The sequence below is a fragment of the Solidesulfovibrio sp. C21 genome, from assembly GCF_047785625.1.
Taxonomy (GTDB): domain Bacteria; phylum Desulfobacterota; class Desulfovibrionia; order Desulfovibrionales; family Desulfovibrionaceae; genus Solidesulfovibrio.
Window position 1 is genome coordinate 15481 of sequence record NZ_JBLODY010000005.1, and the last position, 20759, is coordinate 36239.

Here is a 20759-nt window from a genome sequence, read left to right on the forward strand (position 1 = left end):
CGAGGGCTCTCGGCCCGGCCGGTCCGCCCGCTTTTAACCGGGTTGCCCCGCCGGAAATCCGGCGCAAGGCGTTGTGGGCAAAGGCCGGGAGCGGGCCGGGCCCCGGCGCGCTTCGGAAGAAACAAGCGCGGGTGGCCTGTGCCACCGTTTAACAAAGTAAAACAACGCTGTGTTCCAGGTGCCGGGCGACGCGCGGGGCAAGGCGCGGCCCGGGACGGAGGAACGGATGAAGTCCAAGGCGATCCCCCACATGATCCTGGCCGTGATTTTGGCCCTGGTGGCCGGCGTGCTGACCATCCGTTGGCTGGGGTCGGTGCGCGGCCCGGGGCAGGTCCAGCGGACCAGGGTCGAGGCGAAAAAGGTCGACGTGCTGGTGGCGGCCGTGGCCATCCCCAAGGGGGCGCGCCTGGACGCGGCCATGCTGCGGCTCAAACCCTACGAGGCCGAAGCCGCCCCGGGCGGGGCGCTGCGCGGCGTCGCCGAGGCCGTGGGCCGGGCCGCGGCCCGGGATATCTCCAAGGACGACCCCATCACCCCGGACAAACTGCTGGCCAAGGGCGCCACAAGCGGCGGCCTGGACGCGGCGGTCTCGCCCGGTAAGCGGGCGCTCACCGTCAAGGGCACCAAGGTCATGGGCTCGGGCGGGCTTATCACCCCGGGCAGCCGGGTGGACGTCGTGGTCACCTACACCCGGCCGGGCAAGCACGAGGAAAAGGTTTCCAAGGTCATCCTGGAAAATATCCCGGTCCTGGCCACCGGCACCGAGCTCGAGCCCCGCATCGGCAAGGACGGCCGGGAAGAGCTGGCCAACACGGATTCCTTCACGCTCATGGTCACGCCCGAGGAGGCCGAACGACTGGCCCTGGCGGCCGATCTCGGCAGCATGCACATGGCGCTGCGCAAGCCCGGCGACAACGACGTGGTCACGACCCCGGGCGCGGACGTGGCCGGAAGCCTGGAAGCCTTTGCCGCCGCGCCGGCCGGCCCCCCGACCTCGCCCCTGGAGGGCGCTCCCGCGGAAGGCGAGCCCGAGGAGGGCGGCTACAGCGTGGAAATCATCCGGGGCACCGAGCGCGAGCGCATCACCCTCGACGGCATGAACCAGGCGAAGCCTGAGGAGAAAAGCCATGCGCGGCCGTAAGTTCACGAAACCGGGCGCCCGGTTGCTCATCTGGCTGCTTGTTTGCGGCATGGCCACGCTGTCCTACGCCGCACCGGGCCGGATCGGGGCCGTGGCCGTGCGCACCGCGCCCAAGCTGTCGCTGACCATCGGCAAGTCCGTCATCCTGCAAAGCGACGCGGACGTGTCGCGGGTGTCCGTGGCCCAGCCCGAGATCGCCGATTTCGTGCTGCTTTCCCCACGGCAGATTTACGTTACCGGCCGGGCTCCGGGGATCACCAACCTGACCCTTTGGGACAAGGGCGACAAGGTCCGCGCCGTCTACGACCTGGACGTCGCCCCGGACATCTCCCGGCTCAAAAAGATGCTTCACGACGTGATGCCCGGGGAAACCGGCATCGAGGTCATGGCCAGCCAGGATTCCATCGCCCTTTCCGGCACCGTGCGCGACAGCGGCAACATGAAAAAGGCCCTGACCCTGGCCGAGGTCTACGCGCCCAAAAAAGTCCTCAACCTGCTTTCCGTCGGCGGCGTGCAGCAGGTCATGCTCGAGGTGCGCGTGGCCGAGATGTCCAAGTCCCTGGTCAACCGCATGGGCATCAACCTGAGCGCCGTCGGCGACGGCAACTTCGCCTATACCCTCGTCGGCAGCCTCACGTCCGTGGCCTCGGGCATGTTCAACGTGGACAACACGCAAAACGCCTACCAGTACGTCACCATGACGGCCAAAGGCGCGGACGGCTCGACAAGCTACGACTCGTCCCCCATCCAACTGGCCTACCGGGAGTTCAACCAGGCTGCCAGCAAGGCCACCATGACCATGAACCAGGGCACGGCCGTGGCCCGCTGGAACACCAACTGGGGCGGCGCCGGCAACACGGCCATGACCGCCGTCGTCGACATGCTCAAGGAAAATGGGCTGGTCAAGATCCTGGCCGAGCCGAACCTGGTCTGCCTGAACGGCCAGACCGCCGATTTCCTGGCCGGCGGCCAGATTCCCGTGCCCGTGTCCTCGGGGCTCGGCACCACCACCATCGAATGGAAAAAGTTTGGCGTGCAGCTCAATTTCACGCCGACCATCGTGGCCGGCGACCGCATCAACCTCAAGGTCAACCCCGAGGTCTCCAATCTCGACTACACCCGCGCCATCACCCTGCTCGGGTCCACCATCCCGGCCATCAGCACCCGGCAGACCTCGACCACCATCGAGCTTAAAAACGGCCAGACCTTCGCCATCGCCGGCATGCTCAACGAACAGTCCCGCAATTCCATGGACAAGTATCCCGTGCTCGGCGACATTCCGGTGCTCGGCGCGCTTTTCAAAAGCTCCCAGTACCAGAAGGACCAGAGCGAGCTCGTGATCCTCATCACCGCCCACCTGGTCAAGCCGCTGGATAAAAAGGCTATTTCCCTGCCCACGGATTCGGCCCACGAGCCCGACGACCTGGAATTTTTTCTGGGCATCAGCCGGGAGGCCAAATCCGACGCCGGCGCGGCGCAAGCCCGGCCGCTGGCCACGCCGGGCACCCTGGACGGCGATTTCGGGCACGCCGTGCCCGTGGCCGCCGTGGCCCGGCCCAGGGACATACAGTAACAGCGGCGGTCCCCCGCCGCATCCGGATCCATCCGGCAGGAGGCTTCCATGCACCGCATGACGGCAATGCTGGCGTTTCTCGCCCTTTTCGGCCTCCTGACCGGCTGCCAGGCGGACAAAGCCCAGAACTGGGACTACGGCAAGTCGTTCCATGCCGTGTTCGACAACCAGAAGATACCCCCCGCGCCCGGCGACGATACGCCCGTTGTCGGCATGGACGGGGAAAAGGCGGCCATGGCCTACGACCGCTACCAGAAGGCCAAGCCGTCGGAAAAAGAGACCGCCCCCAATTCGATCCTCAACATCACCAAGGGGCAATAGGGCTGTACCAAGTCCTGCGAGGACACGAGCATGCGCGACAAACTCACGGTGTTCCTGGACATGGCCGCCTCGCCCGCGCGGCGGGCTTTCGAGGAGTGCCTGTCCGAGGACGGCGATTTCGAGGTGATCGGCGACGGCGAGGAGTTCGCCGAACTGCTCGTGTGCGAGCTCGCCCCGGACGGCGGCGAGGCGGCGCTGGAGGTCCTGGCCGAGACTGTGGCCCGGCGGGGCGAACGCGAGGTGTTTCTGACGGCGCAAGCCTACGACGCCGAAATCCTCATGCGGCTCATGCGCCAGGGCGTGCGCGAATTTTTCCCCCAGCCCGTCAGCCACGAGGAAGTGCGCATGGCGCTGTGGCGGCTCAAAACCCGCCTGGAAAGCCGGCTTGGCCCCATGAGCGGCAAGCACGGCAGCATCATCGACGTCTTCGGGGCCAAGGGGGGCGTGGGCACCACCACCGCCGCGGTCAATATCGCCGCCGCCTGCCTGACGCTTAGGCCCGGGGCCTCGGTGGCCCTCGTGGACATGAACCTGCCCTTCGGCGAGGCCCAGCTTTTTCTGGACATCATCCCCAAATACCATTGGGGCGAAGTGCTCGGCAACATCAGCCGGCTCGACGCCACCTACCTCATGAGCGTCATGTCGCGCCATCCCTCGGGGCTCTACCTCCTGGCCCCGCCAAGCCGGCTCGACGACCTCCAGATGGCCACGCCCGAAAACATCTCCAAGCTCCTGGAACTCATGCGCCAGATTTTCGATACCGTGGTCATCGACCTCGGCATGTACCTCGACGAAATCACCCTCAAGGTCATGGACATTTCCGACGCCATCGTGCTCGTGTGCGTCCAGAACCTGCCCTGTCTGGCCAACGTGCGCCGCTTTCTGGACAATATCCGGCAGGCCGAGGCCGGGCTCGAGGACAAACTCAAGATCGTGGTCAACCGCCATCTCCGCGACAGCGACCTGGTGGTGGAGGACATGGAGAAGGCGCTCTCCCTGCCGGTTTTCTGGCAGGTGCCAAACGATTACCCGACCACGCTTTCGGCCATAAACCAGGGCAAGACGCTGCTCGAAACCGCGCCCAAGGCCCCGGTCACCCGTTCCCTGGCCGAACTGGCCCGGGCCCTGGCCCCCCCGGCCCCGGAACCGGAACGCAAAAAGGGCCTCTTTGGCCTCAAACGCCTCACCGGCCGCAAGTAGCAAGTAAGATCAGGGAGGGGCGTCGCCCCTCCCTGACCCTCCCTACCGGGGGGGGATAATCCCCCCCGGCCCCCTTTGACGGGGTTGTTGTTGGGATGTCGCGGATACGGTAGGAGATGTTGTATCGGCTGCGATAGCGGCAATTTTATCATTCCCATATGGGGGGACCGGGGGGCCCTCGGCCCCCCGGCGGTGGGGTCCAGGGGAGGCGGAGCCTCCCCTGGCCGCCGGAGGCAGGCACGCCACAGTGAGTATGGAACGCGGAAGAACGCCGCTTATGCGGCAGGGGCAGCGGCCCGGGATGTCCGCCGCGACGGAGCGCAAGGAGCCCGGCGTTGCCGTTGACGAGTATTATGAGATCAAGACCCGCATCCATGGCCGGCTGATCGATCTGATCGATTTGTCGCTGCTCGACACGCTGGACGCCGGGGCCATCGGCGCGGAGATCAGCAAGCTGGTCGAGCGGCTGTTGCGCGACGAATTCTCCCAGACGCCGCTCAATCAGGTCGAGCGTGAGCGGATGATAAACGAGGTCAAGGACGAGATGCTCGGCCTTGGCCCCTTGGAGCCGTTTCTCAAGGACCCGAGTGTCAACGACATCCTGGTCAACTCCTACCGCCAGATTTATGTGGAGCGCTCCGGCAAGCTGGTGCTCACCGAATCGCGCTTCAAGGACAACGACCACTTAAAGAAGATCATCGACCGCATCGTGTCCCGGGTGGGCCGGCGCGTGGACGAATCCTCGCCCATGGTGGACGCGCGCCTTCCCGACGGCTCGCGCGTCAACGCCATCATTCCGCCGCTGGCCATCGACGGTCCGGCGCTTTCCATCCGCAAATTCGCCAAGGAAAAGCTGACCATCGAGGACCTGATACAATTTCGGGCCATGACCCGCGACATCGCCGAGGTGTTGCAGGGCATTGTCCTGGCCCGGCTCAACATCCTCATTTCCGGCGGCACGGGCACGGGCAAGACGACCATGCTCAACTGCCTGTCCGGGTTCATTCCCCATGACGAGCGCATCGTGACCGTGGAGGACGCGGCCGAGTTGCAGCTCAAGCAGGACCATGTGGTGCGTCTGGAATCGCGTCCGCCCAATATCGAGGGGCGCGGCGAGGTCACCCAGCGCGATCTGGTGCGCAACTGTCTGCGCATGCGCCCGGACCGCATCATCGTCGGCGAGGTGCGCGGGGCCGAGGCCCTCGACATGCTGCAGGCCATGAATACCGGCCACGACGGGTCGCTGGCCACGCTGCACGCCAACACCCCGCGCGACGCCCTCATGCGTCTGGAGACGCTGGTGGCCATGGCCGGGCTGACCATTTCGGCGCTCTCGCTCAAGCGCTACATCGCCTCGGCCGTGGACGTGATTATCCAGATCTCGCGCTTTTCCGACGGCAGCAGAAAGCTTGTCAGCTTTCAGGAGCTGACCGGCATGGAAGGCGAGGTCATCACCATGCAGGAGATTTTCGCCTTCGAGCAGCGCGGGATGTCGGCTGACGGCAAGGTCAAGGGCGCTTTTCTGGCCCGGGGCATCCGGCCGAAGTTCGCGGCCAAGTTCGAGTCCAAGGGCATCCGGATGGCAAACGGCGTGTTCGACCCGCGAAACATTGTCGAGAGCTGATCCGCCAGGAGGGCGTATGCCGCCGCAACGCGCCCCGCGCGCCGGAAGGGGAGGCCGCTTATGACCGAGGGACCGCCGAGTATCTTGTCGCTGGCCTGGCTGCTGTCGCTGGTCTACGTGTTCGTGGCCGCGGTCTTCGTGGTGCGCCGGCTGACGGACAAAAGCGGCAAGGAGCTGGCCCGGCGCATCAAGGCGGCGACGCGCGGCCGGGACGCGGCAACGGATGCGGCCGGCGATCTGGTCAAGCGCCACGAGATGAGCGGGCTGCGCTGGCTGGACGTCTTTTTGTCGCGCCAGGCCTGGAGCCGGCGCATGGACAAGATGCTTGCCCAGGCGGACATCGAGGCGCCGCTTGGCATCTTCGTCCTGCTGTCGCTGGTCCTTGCGACGACGGGCTATGTGGCGGCGTCGCTCTACGCGCAAAACCCGTTCGTGCGCCTGGCCGTCGGCATCGGGCTGGGGCTTTTGCCCTTCAAGTGGATCGCCATGCGCAAGGCCCGGCGCATGCAGGAATTCGAGCGCCAGTTGCCCGAGGCCCTGGAGCTCGTGGGCCGGGCGCTTCGGGCCGGGCACACGTTTACCAGCGGCATGGGCATGGTGGTCAGCGAATTCGCCGAGCCCATCCGGGGCGAGTTCCAGACGACCATGGAGGAGATCAACTTCGGCATGGGCGTGGCCGTGGCCCTGGACAACCTTATGGACCGGGTGGACTGCCCGGACCTCAACTTTTTCGTGGTCTCGGTCAAGATCCAGAACGAAACCGGCGGCAACCTGGCCGAGATCGTCGGCAACATCGCCTGGCTCATCCGCGAGCGGCTCAAGCTCAAGGGGCGCATCAGGGTGCTCTCGGCCGAGGGGCGCATGGCGGCCTGGGTCCTGTGCCTGCTGCCGTTTTTCGTGTGCGGCGCGGTGCAGGTGCTCAATCCCGGCTACCTGAACCTGCTTTTCACCGCGCCTTTGGGGCACATCCTGATCTATCTCGTCATGGGGCTTATGACCATGGGCATCCTGGTCATCCGCAAGATGGTCCGCATCGAGGTCTGAGGCCGTTATGCAACTTGTGCTTATCTCCCTGCTCGTTTCCGCCAGCGTCGGCTTTTTCGTCTACGCCGTCATGGTCCTGCGCGACGAGCGCGAGCAGCGCCGGGAGATCGCCGAGCGGGCCATGGCCATGCTGCGTCCGGCCGAGCCGGGAGACGGTCGCAGGCTCGGGGTGTTCGGCTGGCTGGCCGGGCTGGCCCGGGGCATGGCCTCCCGCTTTGGCGAGGCGGTCAAGCCCAAGGAGGCCAAGGAACTTTCCAAGACGCGCACGACCCTGATCCACGCCGGGTTCCGCCAGCCCGGGGCCGTGGAAATCTACTGGGGCCTCAAGGTCGGCGCGGCCATGGTGGGGCTTCTCGTGGGTGTGCTTCTGGCCATGTCGGGCCGGGTCCCGGCCCAGTACAAGATGTTCGCGGCCCTGGCCTGCGTGGCCGGGGGATTCTACCTGCCGGGGATCGTGCTCGATTCGCGGGTGAAAAAGCGCCAGAAGGCCATCCTGCACGGCCTGCCCGACGCCCTGGACCTGCTCGTGGTCTGCGTCGAGGCGGGCATGGGCCTTGACGCCGCCATGTACCGGGTATGTCTGGAGCTGGCCCACAAGGAACCGATTTTGAGTTCCGAGTTGCGGCTTTTGACCCTGGAACTGCGGGCCGGCAAGTCGCGGCGGGAGGCGTTGCGGAACCTGTCGTCCCGGGTGGGGCTCGAGGACATGGGCAGCCTTGTGGCCATGCTCATCCAGACCGACATGTTTGGCACCTCCATTGCCCAGACCCTGCGGGTCTACGCCGATGCCATGCGCACCAAGCGGTTCCAGCTGGCCGAGGAAATGGCCGCCAAGCTGCCGGTCAAGCTGCTTTTCCCCCTCATCCTTTTCATCTTCCCCACGCTTTTGATCGTGATCCTGGGGCCGGCGGCCATCAGCCTCATGCGGATGTTCGGCAACATCAATCATTAGAAGGAGATGGACATGGCCGGCGCGGACGACGTCATGCGCTCCGTCGGGGAGTTGCAGGAAAAAGGGCAGGGCCTTGCCGACGCCCTGCCCGGCAACGCGCATCAGGCTGTGGACGCGGCGCGGGGACTTTCGGATTTCTTCCACAAACCCGACAACCTGCTGGCCCTGCTCGTGTGCCTGGCGGCCGTTGTCGGCCTCTACCGGCTGCTGCGCGCGGAAAACATCATCCCCGCCCCGCGCCAGGGCGCCGGGTTCGCCGGCAGCTTCCTGGCCCGCCGCCTGGCCCTGCGGATCATGCTGATCGCGGTGGTGGCCCTCGTCGGGCTGGCGTTGGCTTCGGGACGCCTCGCGGCCCTTGTCCAGGCGATTTCACGCTTGTTCTGATGCTCCGAGTGTAAGCGGCCGCCAGGGGGGAAACTTTTTAAAAAAAGTTTCCCCCCTGGACCCCCTTTCAAAAATTTTCGAAGGGGCAGGGGCGTTTCACCCGGTGCTGCCTGAAACCGCCCGTTTAGTGCGCCCCCGGCGTCATTCCTTGTACGGCGCATACTGCTCGAGAATCTTGTCGGCCACGGCCTTGCGCAGGGCGGCCACCTCGGCGTCGGCGGCATAGTCCTCGCCGGCGGCCAGGGCGGCGGCGGCATCCTCGAAGCCGGCGTCCCTGGCGAGGGAGTCGAACTTGGCGTCGAAAGCCTCGGGCGTATCCCGCGACAGGGACACGTAGTCGCTGGAACTGACCAGGGCGAGGTAGGCATTGTAGAAGTCGACCACGCTGGCCTTGGTCGTGGCGGCCGGGGCGAGCCCGGCCAGGGTCAGGACGATGGCCGCCGCCAGGGCGATGGAGATCTTTTTCATGGGGCGTTTCCTCCGGTGCGGGGCTTTTACTTGGCAACCAGCGTGCTGCTCGTGTTGGGCTCGGGGCTTTTGCGGGCCGAGGCCGAAAGGGTCAGCCCGTCGAAAAAGGGCTGCATGGGCGCGGAGAGCGCGCTGTAGGTGTAGGTGATCGTAATGAGAAACGGCGTGCAGGCGCTCGAGTTGCACGTCGGCCTGGTGGTCGGGCTCATGGCCAGCGCCGGCGGGTCCGACGGATCGGAGGTTTCGGTATTTTGCTGCACCAGGGGGGCATAGTCGGCCAGATTGCTGGTGAAAAGGCTCTGGGCCTCGGACTGGTTGGTGATGTTGGGGTTTTGGGAGATGTCGTGGGCCACGGTGGTGACCGCGCTTTCCAGGGTGAACTGGATGCGCAGGATGTTGGCGATTTCGATGATGCCAAGGAGCATGAGGACCAGCACGGGCAGCACCATGGCGAATTCCACGGCGGTTGCGCCCGATTCCCGCCGCGTCAGGCGGCGGGAGGGGGACTGGTTGCGGGGAGGCTGCGTGAACATGGTCGTGTTCCTGCGTTATGCTATGGCGTGCCGGTGGTGGCTTCCTTCTTGCTCATGAGGCGCTGGCCGAGCTGCTGGCCGATCTTTTTGAACATGTCCTTGATGTCGGTGCTGTCCGGCGCGTCGTAATAATGGTCGTCGGTGCCGGACTTGGACGAGGCGATCTGCTTCATGAGGCTTATGTCCGTGGCGTCGGAATCGCCGAAGCGGATGGCGAAGATTTCCACCGGGTAATCGGCGTCGTTTTTGGCGTCGTCGGCTTCGTCGATGACGAACTGGTTGAGTTTTCCGCCGTCGATGCAGTCGGGAATCTGGGCCAGGGTCGCCGAGGCCGTGGACAGGGTGGAATAGGGCGAGCTCGAGGTGTTGGGCTTGAGTCCCTGGCCGAAGTAGGCGTTGGTCCAGTAGGAGTTGATGGTCCGGGAAGCCGAGGCGTACCGGCCGCCGCAACGTCCGTCCTCGGTGTCGCCGTCGGTGAGCACGATCATGATCTTGCGCACCTTCTTGTCCGTGTTGCCTTCGGTGTAGGGAGCCTCGGGCGAGAGCACGCGATGGCCCCACTTGATGCCTTCGGAGATGAGCGTGCCCGAGGTCACGGCCCCGGCGTTGATGGCGTCGATGCCCTCGATGATGGCGTCCTTGTCCGAAGACAGGGCCCGGATGGGCGACATGCCGGAGCAGGTCTTGTCGTAATAGGTGCTCACGCCGCTTATGGTGTAGCCGTAGAAGATGGAACTGCGGCTCCTGGTGTCGCTGTATTCGGTCTTGAGCTTGCCGTCGTTTAAGGTGTCGTCGGCGTTGCGGCAGCCGACCCCCACGCCGTCGGGGTCCCGTTCGGCCGTGACCGGGTCGTTGCCGTCGATGCGCACCTTGCCCTGGAAGGGGACCAGCCCGATCTTGGAGCGGGTATTGGCCCCGGAATCGGGCATGATGAGGTCGACCAGGCTCGCCGCCGCTTCCTTGACGTTGGTGATCGGCGTGCCCTTCATGCTGCCCGTGGCGTCGAGCACCATGACCAGCTCGATGTCGTTGTAACCGGCGCAGGCATCGGCCGTGACCGTGGTGGCCTCGAGGCCCACCACCTTGGACAGCGTCATGTCCACGTCGGCCGTGGCCGTGACGCACACGCTGCGGGTGGCCCCGCCCGAGGCGATGTCGGTGGCCGTGGCCTCGGGGTCGTTGGCGGCCAGGTTGATCGTGACCGCGTCCGCGACCTTGCCGTTGTCCACGTCCGGATCGTCGGGAAGCTGGAGGCTGCCGGCCAGGGCGGCCGCGTCCACGGCGTTTTGCAGCTTGTTGTGGGCCACATAGACGCGGCCGAGGTCCACGGCCACGCCCGCGGCGGCCATGAGCCCGACCAGGGCCGCCGCCATGACCACGCTCGACGCCCCACGGGCGTCGCCCCGGCTAGTTCTCGGCCGGCAGGGCCATGGTCGTCTTGGCCGAAATCGTGAGCGCATCCGATCCCAAAATGTTGAAAGGAGTGGGATTCCCCGATTCGTCGTATTGCGGCATGAATGAGGGGTTGTAGTCATGGTCCACCTGCACGGTTACGTTGTTGTCGGCGTCCCGGGGGGAGATGGTCACGGTCGGCTCGGCGCCGTCGAAAAGGGACTTCCCGGATGCATCCGTGAGCACCGTATTCTTGATGTAATTCTCGACTCCGTCCGTATCGCCGTTTTGCCGCGCCAGCATGCGCGCCCCTTCCATGGCCGCGTTTTGCAGCTGGGAATATTCGGTCAGGGCCCGGCTCGCCTCCACGAGGATGAGGAGCAGGGGGACGAGCAGCAGCATCCCGATGGCCATTTCCACGGCCGCGATCCCTTTTTGATTATGTAGTATGCGTATCATGGCACGTATCTCGCTATAATGCCGTGGTGGTTGTGGAGGCTTTCCCCACGGGCTTGAAAAAAACGTGCCAGGACTCATGCCCGGGAGTGCGGGAAAGCCGATCGGACAACGGCCCGCCGTCATTGCCGATTTTGAGGACGAGCCAAAAGGGGGAGAAGGACGACCCGGCCAGGTCCATGAATCGTGGAAAGACGGCCGGCCGAAAACCATTTTTCGTGACGTGTCCCGGCCGGGCACCACGGAATGTGGACAAGGGTGTTGGCGGCCCGTGTTTACCCACCCGGCGGCCTTTGCTATGCTGGGCAAAGGACATGGGGAGGGCTCGTGGTGAAGGAAAAGGTACGGGCGGTGCTTGCGGCCGCGCTTGTGGCTCTGTGTCTGGCCGGGCTGGCCGGACTCGTCGGTTGTGCCGGTTCCAAGGGCAAATCCGGGGCGGCCGCGCTGGCCGGCAAGCCCGGGGGCGAGACCCTGGCCGCCGGCGACGCCGCGCTTGCCCATGGCGACCCCAGGGACGCCGGCAAGCTCTATCTGGCGGCGCTTAAGGCCGGGGCCGCGCCGGTCGTGGTCCACACCCGCATGGGCGACCTGTACCTGCGCGTGGGCGATTACCCCAAGGCCGTCATGGCCTACCGAGCGGCGCTTGCGGCCGACCCGAAATACGCCCCGGCCCTGCAGGGACTTGGCTTCGCGCTCTACTTCGGCGGAGCCGGGGACGAGGCGGCCAAGACCCTGGCCCAGGCCTTGGAGCTTTCGCCGTCCCTCTCCCGGGCGGCGGCCCTGCTCGGGGCCATCGAAGCCCGGGAAGGCCGGCCCGAGGCGGCGCTGGCCGTGTACGACAAATCCCTGGCCATCGCCTTTGACCCGGATGTGGAGAACAACCGCGGCATCGCGCTCATGCGCCTGGGCCGCAACGAAGATGCCGTGGCCGCCTTCGCCAAGGCCGGGGCCGCGAAAAAATCCCCCAAGATCGCCAACAACCTGGGGCTGGCCCTGTGCAAGCTCGGCCGCTACGACGACGCCTACGCGGCGTTTGCCAGCGTCGCCGGCGAGGCCACGGCGCTCAACAACGTCGGCGTGTGCTACATGGAAGCCGGCAACAAGGCCAAGGCCCAGGAATATTTCGAGCGGGCCATTGCCGCCAATCCGAAATTCTATCCCGTGGCCCACGACAACCTGAGCCGCCTGTCCACGGCCGAGGAGTTGGCCCTGCCATCCTCCGCCCCTGCCCAGCCGGTCGCCGGGCAGCCTGCGGCCGTGCCGGCCCCGGCCAGGCCCCTTTCCTCTTCCCCCGCCGCGCAGTCCGCGCCGGGCCGGGCCGCGTCGGCCGAACGCCTGGACAGGCTGGAGATGCCCTAAGCCGGGGGCGACTGTCGATGCCCCCGGAAAGGCGAAACGCGAAATGGCCGCATCCACCCAACCGACACCCGCGCCCCTGCGCCTGCTGGTGGCCGACGACGAGCCGCGCATCCTCGCTCTTTTCACCGAAATCCTGGCGCCCCGGGACGATATCCTCGGCGGCCTCGACGGGCTCGGCGGCGCGCCTCCCGTACCCGACGAACCCCGGTTCGAACTGACGCTGTGCCGCCAGGGCGAGGAGGCTGTGGCGGCCGTGGTCGCGGCCAAACGCGAACGCCGGCCCTATGCCGCCACCTTCCTGGACGTGCACATGCCGCCCGGGCGCGGCGGTCTTTTCGCGGCCGAGGAGATACGGGCCCTCGATCCCTGGGTGCAGATCGTGGTGGTCACCACCTTCACCGACGTCGATCCGGCCAGCATCGCCGCCCGGGTGCCGCCGGCCGACAAGCTGCTCTACATCCAAAAGCCCTTCCATTCCCAGGAGATCCGCCAGTTCGCCACCTCCCTGTGCGCCAAATGGCGGGCCGAACGCGATTTCACGGCGCTCAAAAGCCACCTGGAAACCCTCGTTTCCGAGCGCACCGCCGCCCTGGCCAGCGCCAACCGCAAGCTCACCCGGGAGATCGACGAGCGCGAGCGCGTCACCAAGCTCATCGTCACGGCCAAGCGGGAGTGGGAGGGCATCTTCGACTCCGTCCAGGACATGGTCGTGGTCATCGACCGCGAGCGGCGGGTGCGCCGCCTCAACCTGGCCATGGCCCACCGCCTGGGCCTGTCGCCCCGGGAAGTCGTCGGCCGCGAGGCCGCCTTCGTCTTCGACCTGCCCGACCGGCCCGGTGAACGCTCCGGGGAAATCCTGGCCATGACCGACGGCCGCCACCATTCCCGGGAGATCGCCATCGCCAGGCTGCACGGGGAATTTCTCGTCACCGCCTCGCCGCTGTCCCATGCCGATGACGTCCCCATAGGCACCGTGTTCGTGGCCCACGACATCACCGAACGCAAAAATCTCGAACAGCGCCTGCGCCAGAGCCAGAAGATGGAGGCCATCGGCACCCTGGCCGGCGGCATCGCCCACGATTTCAACAACATCCTCGGCATCATCATGGGCTTTACCGAGATGATCGAAGGCGACGCCCCGCCGGACAGCCCGCTGGCCCGGCGCATCGGCCATATCCTGTCCGCCTGCCGCCGGGCCAGGGACCTGGTGCTCCAGATCCTCTCCTTCAGCCGCCAGAACGAACAAGGGGCCAAGCCCCTGCACATGGCCCCCCTGGTCAAGGAGACCCTCAAACTCATCCGGGCCACCGTGCCCAACTCCATCGAACTTGTGGACGCCGTGCGTCCCGGCCGCGACACCATCCTGGCCGAGCCCACCCAGATCCAGCAGATCATCATGAACCTGTGCGGCAACGCGGCCCAGGCCATGCGCGAAACAGGCGGCGTGCTCGAAGTGGGGCTGGAGGAGTGCCAGGGCGGGCTTTGCCCCATCGGCGGCGACGCGCCGGCCGCCGATGGCCTGCGCCTATGGGTGCGCGACACCGGCCCCGGCATTCCCGTCGATATCCAGGAGCGGATTTTCGACCCCTTTTTCACCACGAAGAAACCCGGCGAGGGCACGGGCATGGGCCTGGCCGTGGCCCACGGCGTGGTGCGCAAGTATAACGGCGACATCAAGGTCGAAAGCACCCCCGGGCTGGGCGCGACCTTCAGCGTCTACCTGCCCTTGGCCGATCATGCCGGTGAGGCGGACCAGGACGCCGGACCCCAGCCCCGCATGGGCCGGGGACGCGTGCTCTTCGTCGACGACGAGCCGGCCCTGGCCGAAATCGGCCGGGAACTCCTCGAATCCCTGGGCTACGCCGTCCAGGCCGAAACCGATCCCCGGCAGGCCCTGGCCCGCATCCAAAAAGATCCCATCGCCTGCGACCTCATGGTCACCGACCAGAACATGCCGGGCCTGACCGGCGCCGACCTCGCCCGCGAGGTCCTGGCCATTCGCCCCGATCTGCCGGTGCTCATGCTCACCGGATTCAGCGAGACCATGAGCAAGGATGCGGCCCGGGCCATCGGCATCCGCGACCTGCTCCTCAAACCCATCCTGCGCCGCGATCTGGCCGTCGCCATCGAGGCGGCCCTGGCGGAGGCGGCGGCGGAGGGCGGGGAAGCGCCGGGAGGGGCGTCGCCCCTCCCGGACCCTCCCGACCGGGGGGCTTGATGCCCCCCGGACCCCCCTTTACCGGGTTGGGATGGTTTGCGGGGGAGCGGCGGGGGATGGTGACTTTGGGCGGCGGAGCCCCGGATGTGTGTTGCCGCAATCGGCCCGGCGGCACGAGGCGCGTTGCGCCTCGACGCCGGACGCGATTGCGGCAACAACCGCGCCAGCGGCGAAGCGCCGCATGGAAGAGACGTTTGGGAAACTGAAGCGTTGACACATCGGGCAGAGAGCCCGTTGAAAGTTTTTGAAGGGGGTCGAGGGGGAAACTTTTTTCAAAAAGTTTCCCCCTGGCCGCCGGAGGCACACAGCGATGGAGCGAGCGCCGATCGGCTATGTGGCGTCTGTTGAGGGCGCGGAGGTTGTGGTGGTCTTGGACGCGGCAGCGGCGGCCGATGTCGGCGTGGGCGACATGGCGGTCATTGTCTCCGAGCGGTCCATGGTGTTCGGGCTGGTGCAGGCGCTTTTCACGCCGTCGCCAAGTCCGGAAGCCGGCGGCATGCGCATGGCCCGTCTGGCGCTTCTGGGCGAGAGTCTCGGGCCGGAGACGGAAGCGTTCGTCTTTCAGCGCGGTGTGTCCATCAGTCCGAAATTGGGGGCTGTCGTCCGGCGCGCGGTCACCGGGGATTTGGCCCGCATTTATGCCCGGCCGGCCAAGTCGAGCGTCTTGATCGGCACGCTGCACCAGGACGCGGAGGTGCCGGCCTTCATGGTGGTGGACGATTTTCTGGGCAAGCATTTCGCGGTGCTTGGCACCACCGGCTCGGGCAAGTCCTGCACGGTGGCGGTGCTGTTGCGTTCGGTCCTGACCGCCCATGCCCACGGCCATATCGTGCTGCTCGATCCCCACGACGAATATGCCGCCGCCTTTGGCGACATGGCCGAATCGGTCACCACGGACAATCTGGCCCTGCCATACTGGCTGCTCGATTTCGAGGAGATGACCCAGGTCTTTTGCAGCGGCGAGCAGCCCTACCGCGAGATCGAGGCCAATATTCTCAAGGACTGCGTGCTGACGGCCAAGGCGGAGTTCATGCGCGGGGCCGGGCAGGACGACGCGGCCCTGACCATCGACACGCCGGTGCCGTACCGGCTGGCCCGGGTGACGGAGCTGCTCAAAACCGGCATGGGGCGACTGGACAAGCCCGAAAGTTCCATCCCCTACCTGCGCCTGACGACCCGCATCGACGCCTTGCGCCGCGACCGGCGTTTCACCTTCATGTTCGGCCTGCTCACGGTCGAGGACGGCATGGCCGATGTCCTGGCGCGTTATCTGCGGCTCCCGGCCGACGGGCGGCCGCTGACCATCTTCAATCTGGCCGGCGTGCCGGCCGAGATCGTGGACGTGGTGGTGTCGGTGCTGTGCCGGCTGATTTTCGACTTCGCCTTGTGGACCGAGCGCGGGCGCGGGGTACCGGTGCTGCTGGTTTGCGAGGAAGCCCATCGCTACGTGCCGCGCGACACGGCCGCCGCGTTCGGCCCCACCCGCCGGGCGCTTTCGCGCATCGCCAAGGAGGGCCGCAAGTACGGCGTGTCGCTTGGCCTGGTTACCCAGCGGCCGTCGGAGATTTCCGAAACCGTGCTGTCCCAGGTCAACACCCTGGTGTCGCTGCGCATGAGTAACGAGCAGGACCAGCTTTTCGTGCGCCGGGCCATGCCGGAAAACGCGGCCGGGCTTTTGTCCGCCCTACCGGCGCTGCGCACCCAGGAGGCGGTTGTGGTGGGCGAGGGCGTGCCCGTGCCCATGCGCATCCGCCTGCGCGATCTGGCCGACGGCGAGCGGCCGCGCAGCGACACGGCGCGTTTTTCCGAGGTCTGGTCCGCGCCGCGTAACGAGCCGGGCTTTATCGACGACACGATTGGCCGCTGGCGAAAGCAGGTGCGTTGATGCCCCCGTTTCTTGTCAATCCCCGGGGAAGAAGGTAGGGGCAGAAAAGAGAGTACCAAGGAGTCGTGTCCATGCGAGTCGTCTTGTCGGCCGTGGCGGCGTTTCTGGTCGTCGCGGCGGCGCTTCCCACACGGGCCGCCGGGCCGAAAATGGCCACCGTGCCGACCACGGCGACCGAAATCCACGGCATCGCCCTGCCCGATCCCGTGGCCGCCGCCAAGCATGACGTGATGCTGCGGCAGGCCAGGCAACGGTCCGTGGCCTGTCGCTACCCGGCGCTTATCGAAGACAAGAAGCTCTTGCGCCTGGTCAATATTTACAGCAGAAAAAACGGTCTCGACCCACGGCTCGTCTATGCGTTGATCGAGCAGGAATCGCGGTTCAACCCCTGCGCGGTCTCGCCCAAGGGGGCCCAGGGCATCATGCAGATCATGCCCGACACCCAGAAAGTGCTGGGGCTCAGCGAACCGTTCGACCCGGAGCGCAATATCGCCGCGGGAACGAAATATTTGCGGTCTATGCTGGACCGGTTCCAGACCGAGGTCATGGCCCTGGCCGCCTACAACGCCGGCCCGGGGGCCGTGGCCAAGCACGGCGGCGTGCCGCCCTACGAGGAAACCAAGGATTACGTGCTGAAGGTGGTGGACCGCTATTTCTACCTGCGCCAGCGCTATCCGGTGGAAGACCTGGATTCCATGCACAAGAAGCTGACTCTGAGCGATGCCGCGCCCCTGGCCGGCGGACGGGAGAAACCATGAGCGAAGTCCTCTGGCCCGCGGGCATGGTGCGCCGGGCCTGGCCCAAGGTGGCCAAGGCCGCCGGGCGCGCCGAAGCGGTCCTCGACGCCCTGACCGGGCTGGCGCAAGGGTAACGCCCCATGTCCCTGTGCGTCTCGCGGCTCCAGTCGGGCGGGCTTATCGCCACCTACCAGTGCCAAAGCGCCTGCCCCCATTGCCTATATCGGGGCAGCCCGGGCCGGGAACCCATCTACATGGACCAGGGGGGGGCCACGACCCTTTTCACCAAGGCGCGTGACCTTGGCGCGGCGGCCATGCATATCGGCGGCGGCGAGCCCCTCTCCGATCCCCTGTCCCTGGCCGGCTTGCTGGCGGCCGCCGACGAGGCGGGCATGCCCATCGAATACGTTGAGACGAGCGGGGCCTGGTTCACGGACGCCGACGAGGCCGTGGAGCTTTTAACCGAGCTGCGCGCCATGGGGCTGGCCCGGCTGCTGGTGTCCATAACGCCCATGCACAACGGGTTCATCCCCCTGCGCAAGACCCTCGGGACCATCGAGGCGGCCCAGGCGGCCGGCATCGTCGTCTTTCCCTGGCATGAACATTTTCTGGAGGACCTGCGCGCCTTCGATCCCGAGACGACGCACCCGCTGCGGGAATACCAGGAGCGCTTCGGCCAGGATTACCCGGCCCAGATTCTGCGCCGGATATGGATCCATCTGGGCGGCCGGGCCTTCGATCTCTTCGCCCCGGCCCTGGGCCGGCGTCCGGTCGCGGCCATCCTGGCCGAGGCCTCGGCCGACTGCCGGGCGGAGCTCACCGACGTCAGCCATTTCCACATGGACCTTTACGGCGATTATATCCCGGGACTGTGCGCGGGACTGGCCTTTCGGGCCGACGACCTCGGCGCGCCGCTGGACCCGGAACGCTACCCGATCCTCACCACCCTGGCCGAAACCGGCATCCGGGGCTTCTACGACTACGCCACGGCCCTCGAGGACTACACGCCCCGGCCGGGCGGCTACGTCAACAAGTGCGAGCTGTGCCAGGATATCCGCCGACACCTGTCCGAACGGGGCTGGTTCGAATCCACGGAACTCTCCCCAGCCGAATTCTACGCGATGTTGTAGAGGAACCGGGGGGAACCCTTTCTGTAGAAAGGGTTCCCCCCGGACCCCCTTCCTAAAGACTTTTAACGGTTACAGAGTGTTATCGTTGCCTCACCCTTAACTTTTGAAAGTTTTTAGGAGGGGAGAGCGCGAGAGGGGGACCCTTTTTCCAAAAAGGGTCCCCCTCTCGCATTCTTTTTCCCCTTCTTAAGCTTTTTCCTTCTTCCAGTATGGATGGGACAGGTTTTCGAAGGCGGAGAGGGCGGCGGTGGAACCGTCGCCCACGGCGGTGACGATCTGGCGCGCGCCGGCCGTCACGTCGCCGGCGGCGTAGATGCGGGGGATGGAGGTCCGTTTGCCCCAGTCGGTGCGGATAAATCCGTCCTTGTCCAGTTTCAGTCCCAGCTCCTCGGCGATGGCGATATTGGGGTCGAGCCCGATGGCCACGAACACGGCATCGGTGGTGATTTCCTGTTCGGCGTCGTCGGCCAGGTTTTTCACCTTCACCGCCGTCACCTTCTTGTCGTCGCCTAGAATCTCCGTGACCACGGAACCGAGCAGCAGGGCCACGCCCGCCTTGGCCACCGCGTCCTGGAGGTATTTTTCGGCCCGCAGTTCCTTGCGGCGGTGGATGACGGTCACGTCCACACCCAGGTTTTTGAGGTGCAGCGCATCGGTGAGCGCCGTGTCCCCGCCGCCGACGATGACCGCCTTCTTTTCCTTGTACAGATAGCCGTCGCAGGTCGAGCAGTAGCTGACGCCGAAGCCGAAGTAGCGGTCCTCACCGGGCACGCCGAGCTTCTTCCAGGTCGCGCCGGTGGCCAGAATGAGCGCCTTGGCCACGTACACCGCCTTGTCGGTGTAGACCTCGATATTCTTGCCGACCTTGACTTCGTCGATGCCCTCGCCCTCGTGCACCTGGGCGTAGCCGCGCGCCTGGTCGGCGATCATCTCCATTAGCCGCTTGCCCGGCACGTTGGCGAATCCGGGGTAGTTCTCGACCACGGGGGTGAGCGCCACCTGGCCGCCGATGACGTTTTTCTCCAGCACCACGGCCGAAAGGCCGCTTCGCGCGGCGTACATGGCGGCCGTCAGACCGGCCGGCCCGGCCCCGGCCACCACCACGTCCACCTCGACGACATCCAGCCCGCCATCCTCCAGCCCGTGGTGTCCGCCAAGGAACTCCTCGGCGGTCTTGAGCGTCACCAACTCCGCCACGAAACGCTCCTCGGGCAACAGCCCCAGGGTCGAAAACTCGTCGTTGATGATGGTGTGCGGCACCGAGCCGATCTGATGCTGCTGGGCCAGCGCGACATGCTGGGAGGCGTCCACGCAGTCGGCGGACACGAGGTCCGGCCGCTCGATGGCGCAGTGGAAGGCATTGGCCACCTGCCCCGGGCAATACGGGCAGGACGGGTTGACGAACACCTGGATATGGCGCTCCTCGGTCAGTTCCTTGAGTAGCTCCCGGGACGTCTGGTCCAGGCCGCTCTTGCCGACCGAAAGCCGCAGGATGGTCTCGATCAGCGTGCGCGCTTCCTCGCCGAGCGGCGCGCCCAGGTAGCGGATCTTGTATCGGTCCGGGGCCAAAAGCAGCGTCGGGGAAAAATCCACGCCGTGCTGTCTGGCCGCGTCGCTTTCCAACGTCTCGAATCTGGCCGTGATTTTGTCAGTGATCTCGGGAAGCTCCCGGCACAAGGATTCCATAAATCCGTTGTACGGGGCGCTCTGCTTGGGATCGGTGAAAACAAGCAGTTCCACCGTTTCCTGCATCGGTTTGAAAAACTTTTTGAGTTCCGGGATGTTGTCTTCCGGAATGAGTCGCTTGGGCTCGTCCTTCGCCGCTTTTTTTGCATCCTTGGCTTTCTTGTCTTTATCACTGCCGAAAAGGGCCATGGTGCCGCTCCTTGAAGTCGAAATACGAAAAGGTTCGGCCATTATGTAGCGCAAGCGGACACCGTGCGCAAACAATCGGAGGTTTTTCCGCTTTTTTTCTTGCCGCTGGAATGAAAAGGCATACAAAGGGAATAGGGTGCCAGGACCTTGTGGTCCCGGGTGTTACGCAAACAGGGGGAAAAAGACATGAGAAACGCTCTCGTGTCGTTGGCGCTGGTCCTTTATACGGTCATCATGCTGCTGTTTCCATCCGCCTGGGAGACCATCCCCGATGCCGAGGCCCGTCGCCTGATCGACGACGCGTAGCCGTCGGCGGGCAAGGCGGAAGCGGCAGGCAGGGGAGGGAGGAAAGAGCGGGGCTCTGCCCCGCGCCCCGCCGGGAGGCCACGGGCCCCCCGGCCCCCCCGTCCGGTGTGCTTTGGTCGGGTGGGGACTTTGGTTGCGCGCGGTCAGGCGGAGAGTGGAGA

General features: G+C 65.9%; 18 protein-coding genes. 13 read left to right on the forward strand and 5 right to left on the reverse strand.

The window, feature by feature from the left end; all coding sequences use genetic code 11:
* Window positions 1-226 precede the first annotated feature (226 nt).
* The 8 genes from cpaB to ACMZ6R_RS02810 all read left to right on the forward strand — a co-directional run bounded on the left by cpaB (window position 227) and on the right by ACMZ6R_RS02810 (window position 8239).
* Window positions 227-1141: a Flp pilus assembly protein CpaB gene (gene cpaB / locus ACMZ6R_RS02775; protein ID WP_416109336.1), complete on the forward strand. Its 915-nt coding sequence runs from the start codon at window positions 227-229 to the stop codon at window positions 1139-1141.
* A complete protein-coding gene (locus tag ACMZ6R_RS02780) occupies window positions 1128-2714 on the forward strand; it encodes a type II and III secretion system protein family protein (RefSeq protein ID WP_416109337.1) in 1587 nt (528 codons plus the stop codon). Before cpaB ends, ACMZ6R_RS02780 begins: the two co-directional genes overlap by 14 nt.
* A 48-nt stretch (window positions 2715-2762) precedes the next feature.
* A complete protein-coding gene (locus ACMZ6R_RS02785; RefSeq protein ID WP_416109338.1) occupies window positions 2763-3035 on the forward strand; it encodes a hypothetical protein in 273 nt (90 codons plus the stop codon).
* Window positions 3036-3065: 30 nt separating this feature from the next.
* Window positions 3066-4235 (forward strand): AAA family ATPase, encoded by a 1170-nt coding sequence (locus ACMZ6R_RS02790; RefSeq protein WP_416109339.1) that lies wholly within the window; start codon window positions 3066-3068, stop codon window positions 4233-4235.
* Window positions 4236-4488: 253 nt separating this feature from the next.
* On the forward strand, window positions 4489-5859 hold the full coding sequence (locus ACMZ6R_RS02795) for a CpaF family protein (RefSeq protein ID WP_416109340.1): 1371 nt from the start codon (window positions 4489-4491) through the stop codon (window positions 5857-5859).
* A 60-nt stretch (window positions 5860-5919) separates the two neighbouring features.
* The gene (locus ACMZ6R_RS02800) at window positions 5920-6903 is read left to right on the forward strand and encodes a type II secretion system F family protein (protein ID WP_416109342.1); all 984 of its coding nucleotides are present in this window, start codon (window positions 5920-5922) and stop codon (window positions 6901-6903) included.
* A gap of 7 nt (window positions 6904-6910) precedes the next feature.
* A complete protein-coding gene (locus ACMZ6R_RS02805) occupies window positions 6911-7855 on the forward strand; it encodes a type II secretion system F family protein (protein WP_416109343.1) in 945 nt (314 codons plus the stop codon).
* 12 nt (window positions 7856-7867) lie between these two features.
* On the forward strand, window positions 7868-8239 hold the full coding sequence (locus tag ACMZ6R_RS02810; RefSeq protein ID WP_416109345.1) for a hypothetical protein: 372 nt from the start codon (window positions 7868-7870) through the stop codon (window positions 8237-8239).
* Window positions 8240-8380: 141 nt separating this feature from the next.
* On the opposite strand, the gene ACMZ6R_RS02815 is transcribed toward ACMZ6R_RS02810, so the two are convergent.
* Genes ACMZ6R_RS02815 through ACMZ6R_RS02830 form a run of 4 tightly spaced genes read right to left on the reverse strand, consistent with a single transcriptional unit; the run spans window position 8381 to window position 11091 of the window.
* Window positions 8381-8707 carry a hypothetical protein gene (locus ACMZ6R_RS02815; protein ID WP_416109347.1) on the reverse strand — a complete coding sequence of 109 codons (327 nt, stop codon included), beginning with the start codon at window positions 8705-8707 and terminating at the stop codon, window positions 8381-8383.
* A 26-nt stretch (window positions 8708-8733) separates the two neighbouring features.
* Window positions 8734-9240, reverse strand: coding sequence for a TadE/TadG family type IV pilus assembly protein (locus ACMZ6R_RS02820; RefSeq protein WP_416109348.1), 507 nt, complete (start codon window positions 9238-9240; stop codon window positions 8734-8736).
* A gap of 20 nt (window positions 9241-9260) precedes the next feature.
* The gene (locus ACMZ6R_RS02825) at window positions 9261-10619 is read right to left on the reverse strand and encodes a VWA domain-containing protein (protein ID WP_416109350.1); all 1359 of its coding nucleotides are present in this window, start codon (window positions 10617-10619) and stop codon (window positions 9261-9263) included.
* A 28-nt stretch (window positions 10620-10647) separates the two neighbouring features.
* On the reverse strand, window positions 10648-11091 hold the full coding sequence (locus ACMZ6R_RS02830) for a TadE/TadG family type IV pilus assembly protein (RefSeq protein ID WP_416109351.1): 444 nt from the start codon (window positions 11089-11091) through the stop codon (window positions 10648-10650).
* 327 nt (window positions 11092-11418) lie between these two features.
* Here ACMZ6R_RS02830 and ACMZ6R_RS02835 point away from each other — a divergent pair, with 327 nt between their 5' ends.
* The 5 genes from ACMZ6R_RS02835 (at window position 11419) to ACMZ6R_RS02855 (ending at window position 18417) form a co-directional block, all read left to right on the forward strand.
* Window positions 11419-12447: a tetratricopeptide repeat protein gene (locus ACMZ6R_RS02835; protein ID WP_416109353.1), complete on the forward strand. Its 1029-nt coding sequence runs from the start codon at window positions 11419-11421 to the stop codon at window positions 12445-12447.
* Between the two features lie 43 nt (window positions 12448-12490).
* A complete protein-coding gene (locus tag ACMZ6R_RS02840) occupies window positions 12491-14665 on the forward strand; it encodes a hybrid sensor histidine kinase/response regulator (RefSeq protein ID WP_416109355.1) in 2175 nt (724 codons plus the stop codon).
* A gap of 310 nt (window positions 14666-14975) precedes the next feature.
* Window positions 14976-16550, forward strand: a complete 1575-nt coding sequence (locus ACMZ6R_RS02845; RefSeq protein WP_416109357.1) for an ATP-binding protein — start codon at window positions 14976-14978, stop codon at window positions 16548-16550.
* Between the two features lie 71 nt (window positions 16551-16621).
* Window positions 16622-17308: a lytic transglycosylase domain-containing protein gene (locus tag ACMZ6R_RS02850; protein ID WP_416109358.1), complete on the forward strand. Its 687-nt coding sequence runs from the start codon at window positions 16622-16624 to the stop codon at window positions 17306-17308.
* A gap of 119 nt (window positions 17309-17427) precedes the next feature.
* On the forward strand, window positions 17428-18417 hold the full coding sequence (locus ACMZ6R_RS02855) for a radical SAM protein (RefSeq protein WP_416109360.1): 990 nt from the start codon (window positions 17428-17430) through the stop codon (window positions 18415-18417).
* A gap of 186 nt (window positions 18418-18603) precedes the next feature.
* Here the strand turns inward: ACMZ6R_RS02855 and ACMZ6R_RS02860 are convergent, their stop codons facing one another.
* Complete coding sequence (locus tag ACMZ6R_RS02860; RefSeq protein WP_416109362.1) at window positions 18604-20292, reverse strand: FAD-dependent oxidoreductase; 1689 nt, start codon at window positions 20290-20292, stop codon at window positions 18604-18606.
* Window positions 20293-20759 lie beyond the last annotated feature (467 nt).

Excerpts from the sequence above, each read along its gene's own strand:
- ACMZ6R_RS02815 (WP_416109347.1), bottom strand. The coding sequence starts at position 8,707 with ATGAAAAAGATCTCCATCGCCCTGGCGGCGGCCATCGTCCTGACCCTG.
- ACMZ6R_RS02840 (WP_416109355.1), top strand. The coding sequence starts at position 12,491 with ATGGCCGCATCCACCCAACCGACACCCGCGCCCCTGCGCCTGCTGGTG.
- ACMZ6R_RS02790 (WP_416109339.1), top strand. The coding sequence starts at position 3,066 with ATGCGCGACAAACTCACGGTGTTCCTGGACATGGCCGCCTCGCCCGCG.
- ACMZ6R_RS02800 (WP_416109342.1), top strand. The coding sequence starts at position 5,920 with ATGACCGAGGGACCGCCGAGTATCTTGTCGCTGGCCTGGCTGCTGTCG.
- ACMZ6R_RS02850 (WP_416109358.1), top strand. The coding sequence starts at position 16,622 with ATGCGAGTCGTCTTGTCGGCCGTGGCGGCGTTTCTGGTCGTCGCGGCG.
- ACMZ6R_RS02830 (WP_416109351.1), bottom strand. The coding sequence starts at position 11,091 with ATGATACGCATACTACATAATCAAAAAGGGATCGCGGCCGTGGAAATG.
- ACMZ6R_RS02805 (WP_416109343.1), top strand. The coding sequence starts at position 6,911 with ATGCAACTTGTGCTTATCTCCCTGCTCGTTTCCGCCAGCGTCGGCTTT.
- ACMZ6R_RS02845 (WP_416109357.1), top strand. The coding sequence starts at position 14,976 with ATGGAGCGAGCGCCGATCGGCTATGTGGCGTCTGTTGAGGGCGCGGAG.
- cpaB (WP_416109336.1), top strand. The coding sequence starts at position 227 with ATGAAGTCCAAGGCGATCCCCCACATGATCCTGGCCGTGATTTTGGCC.
- ACMZ6R_RS02860 (WP_416109362.1), bottom strand. The coding sequence starts at position 20,292 with ATGGCCCTTTTCGGCAGTGATAAAGACAAGAAAGCCAAGGATGCAAAA.
- ACMZ6R_RS02780 (WP_416109337.1), top strand. The coding sequence starts at position 1,128 with ATGCGCGGCCGTAAGTTCACGAAACCGGGCGCCCGGTTGCTCATCTGG.
- ACMZ6R_RS02820 (WP_416109348.1), bottom strand. The coding sequence starts at position 9,240 with ATGTTCACGCAGCCTCCCCGCAACCAGTCCCCCTCCCGCCGCCTGACG.
- ACMZ6R_RS02855 (WP_416109360.1), top strand. The coding sequence starts at position 17,428 with ATGTCCCTGTGCGTCTCGCGGCTCCAGTCGGGCGGGCTTATCGCCACC.
- ACMZ6R_RS02810 (WP_416109345.1), top strand. The coding sequence starts at position 7,868 with ATGGCCGGCGCGGACGACGTCATGCGCTCCGTCGGGGAGTTGCAGGAA.
- ACMZ6R_RS02785 (WP_416109338.1), top strand. The coding sequence starts at position 2,763 with ATGCACCGCATGACGGCAATGCTGGCGTTTCTCGCCCTTTTCGGCCTC.
- ACMZ6R_RS02795 (WP_416109340.1), top strand. The coding sequence starts at position 4,489 with ATGGAACGCGGAAGAACGCCGCTTATGCGGCAGGGGCAGCGGCCCGGG.